This window comes from Nocardioides stalactiti, from assembly GCF_014180715.1.
Classification (GTDB): Bacteria; Actinomycetota; Actinomycetes; order Propionibacteriales; family Nocardioidaceae; genus Nocardioides; species Nocardioides stalactiti.
Genome location: NZ_JACEFC010000215.1, coordinates 1 through 2,682, shown reverse-complemented (window position 1 = coordinate 2,682; position 2,682 = coordinate 1). Strand labels below are relative to the sequence as shown.

Below are 2,682 nucleotides of genomic sequence, written 5' to 3'. Positions count from 1 at the left end.
GTGGGCGGAGGAATCCCGGTCCGCGCCGCCGTCGGGTCCGCCGCCGTCGGGTCCGCCGCCGTCGGGTCCGCCGCCGTCGGGTCCGTCGGGGTCGGGATCGGGGTCGGGCTCGGGATCCAGCGGATCCTCGCCCAGCGCTTCGTCGAGACGCTCCTCGTCGAGCCCGGGGCTGTCGAAGGGGTTGCGGCGCCGGCGGTGGGGAAGCGCGAGCCGGGCGGCGACCTCGATGTCCTCGAGGACGACCGAGCCGCGGCCCTGCCAGGCGGCGTGGGCTGTCGCGGTGCGGGCCATCACGATGTCGGCCCGCAGGCCGTCGACCTCGAAGGCCGCGCACACCTCGGCGATCCGCAGCAGCGCGCGGTCGGACAGCTCCACCTCGCGCACCCGCTTGCGGGCGGCCGCGATCCGCGCTTGGAGCGCGGCCTCGGCGTCGGCATACCTGTCGGCGAACGCCGCGGGGTCGGCGTCGTGGGCCATCCGGCGTCGGACGACCTCGGCGCGGAGCGCCGGCTCGCGCGGCGCGGCGACCTCGACGGTCAGCCCGAACCGGTCGAGCAGCTGGGGGCGGAGCTCGCCCTCCTCGGGGTTCATCGTCCCGACGAGGACGAAGCGGGCGTCGCGCTCGACCGAGATGCCGTCGCGCTCGACGCTGACCCGGCCCATGGCGGCCGCGTCGAGGAGCACGTCGACGAGGTGGTCGTGGAGCAGGTTGACCTCGTCGACGTAGAGGATGCCGCGGTGCGCCTTCACCAGGAGGCCGGGCTGGTACTCCGCCCGGCCGTCGGCGAGCGCGCTCTCGAGGTCGATGGAGCCGAGCACGCGGTCCTCGGTAGCGCCGATGGGGAGCTCGACGAGGCGGGCCTGCTCACCGTCCGCCGGGGGGAGGACAGCAGCGAGGGCGCGCACGATCGTCGACTTGGCCGTGCCCTTCTCGCCGCGCACGAGCACGCCGCCGACCTCGGGTGAGATCGAGGTGAGGATGAGGGCGAGGGCCATCGGGTCGGGGCCGCCGGGCGCGTCGACGTCGGCGCCGACCACTGCACTGAAGGGATAGGGGTTCATGCGCGTGTCCTTCCTGCGGAGTAGAGCCACGACTCGCCCGTGCCGGCACCGGCCAGCGCGGGGCCGACGAGGATGACCGCGGCCTGCTCGAGCCCGGCCTCCTCGACCTGGTCGCCGATGTCGGCGACGGTGCCGCGCAGGACGATCTCGCCCGGTTGCGTGGCGCGGTGCACGACGACGACCGGGCAGTCCGCGCCGTAGTGCGGCGCCACCTCGGTCATCAGCTCGCGGGTCCGGGTGATGGCGAGGTGCAGCACCAGGGTGGCGCCGGTGGCGGCGAACGCGGTCAGCGACTCGCGCTCGGGCATCGCCGTCGAGCGGGCCTGCGTGCGGGTCAGCACCACCGACTGCGCGAGCAGCGGGACGGTGAGCTCGCGCCCGACGAGGGCGGCCGCGGCGGCGTACGCCGGGACGCCGGGGGTGACGTCCCACGGCACCCCGGCCGCGTCGAGGCGGCGCCCCTGCTCGTGCAGGGCGGAGTAGAGCGACGGGTCGCCCGACGTCATCCGGACCACCTCCTCGCCCACGGCATGGGCCTCGGTCATGACGGCGGTCATCTGGTCGAGGTCGAGCCCCTGGGTGTCGACGAGGCGGGCGTCGGGCCGGCAGTGGCCGAGCACCTCGGCGTCGACGTAGGTCCCGGGATAGAGGACGACGTCGGCGGCCGCGAGGAGCCGGGCGGTGCGCACGGTGATGAGGTCGGCCGCACCGGGACCGGCGCCGACGAAGTGGACCGTCATCAGACCTCCTTCTGGAACGACCACTGGGTGACGGTGCGCAGAGGCGNTCCTTCTGGAACGACCACTGGGTGACGGTGCGCAGAGGCGTCCAGCCGGTACGGCCACCGAGTGGCGTCGCATGCTCGACCGAGAGCCGGGTGAGCTCGCCGCCGTGGTGCTGGTGGGCGGCGAGGAGCACCTGCTCGGTCTCGAGGGTGACGCCGTGGGCGACGAGACGGCCGTGCGGCGCGAGCGCGTCGAGGCAACGGGCGAGGACGCCCTCGTCGAGACCGCCGCCGACGAAGACCGCATCGGGTGTCGGGAGGCCGGCCAGGGCGTCGGGTGCGCTGCCCTCGACGACGTCGAGGCGCGGGACACCGAGCCGAGCGGCGTTGCGGGCGATCCGGGCGGCCCGCTCCGGGTGGCGCTCGACGGCCACGGCGGCCGTGCCGGGGTGGGCACGCAGCCACTCGATCGCGACCGAACCGGCGCCCGAGCCGATGTCCCAGAGCAACGCGTCGGGTCGCGGGGCGAGCCGCGACAGCGCGCTCGCCCGGGCGTCCCGCTTGGTCAGCTGGCCGTCGTTCTCGTAGGCGTCGTCGGGCAGCCCCGGCGCCCACGAGGTGGTCGGACCGGGTGGCCCGTCGACCTCCAGGGCCAGCACGTGCAGCCGGGGGACGCCGTCGTCCCACTGATCGGCCGCCGTGCCGTCGATGCGGCGCTCCGCGGCCGACCCGAGGTCGCCGAGGACGGTCATCCGGCTGGTGGGCCGCTTCTCCTCGCGCAGCACAGCGGCGACCTCGCCCGGCGTGGTCTCGTCGGAGGACAGCAGGAGCAGGCGGCGGCCGGGTGCCAGCTCACGCCGTACGGCGTCGGGGTCGCGGCCGACGAGCGTGACGAC

The 2,682-nt window shown here is 75.3% G+C and carries 1 protein-coding gene and 2 pseudogenes; all 3 read right to left on the bottom strand.

All coding sequences use genetic code 11. The features are described 5' to 3' along the window. Positions 1–150: 150 nt before the first annotated feature. A pseudogene (locus H0487_RS22365) lies at positions 151–1,062 on the bottom strand (magnesium chelatase ATPase subunit I); the annotation flags it as partial. Next, a complete protein-coding gene (gene cobM / locus H0487_RS22360; RefSeq protein ID WP_183096402.1) occupies positions 1,059–1,802 on the bottom strand; it encodes a precorrin-4 C(11)-methyltransferase in 744 nt (247 codons plus the stop codon). The pseudogene H0487_RS22365 and the gene cobM, both read right to left, overlap by 4 nt. Before the next feature lie 109 nt (positions 1,803–1,911). Further along, positions 1,912–2,538 (bottom strand): annotated as a pseudogene (cbiT, locus tag H0487_RS23720) (precorrin-6Y C5,15-methyltransferase (decarboxylating) subunit CbiT); the annotation flags it as partial. Positions 2,539–2,682: the final 144 nt, after the last annotated feature.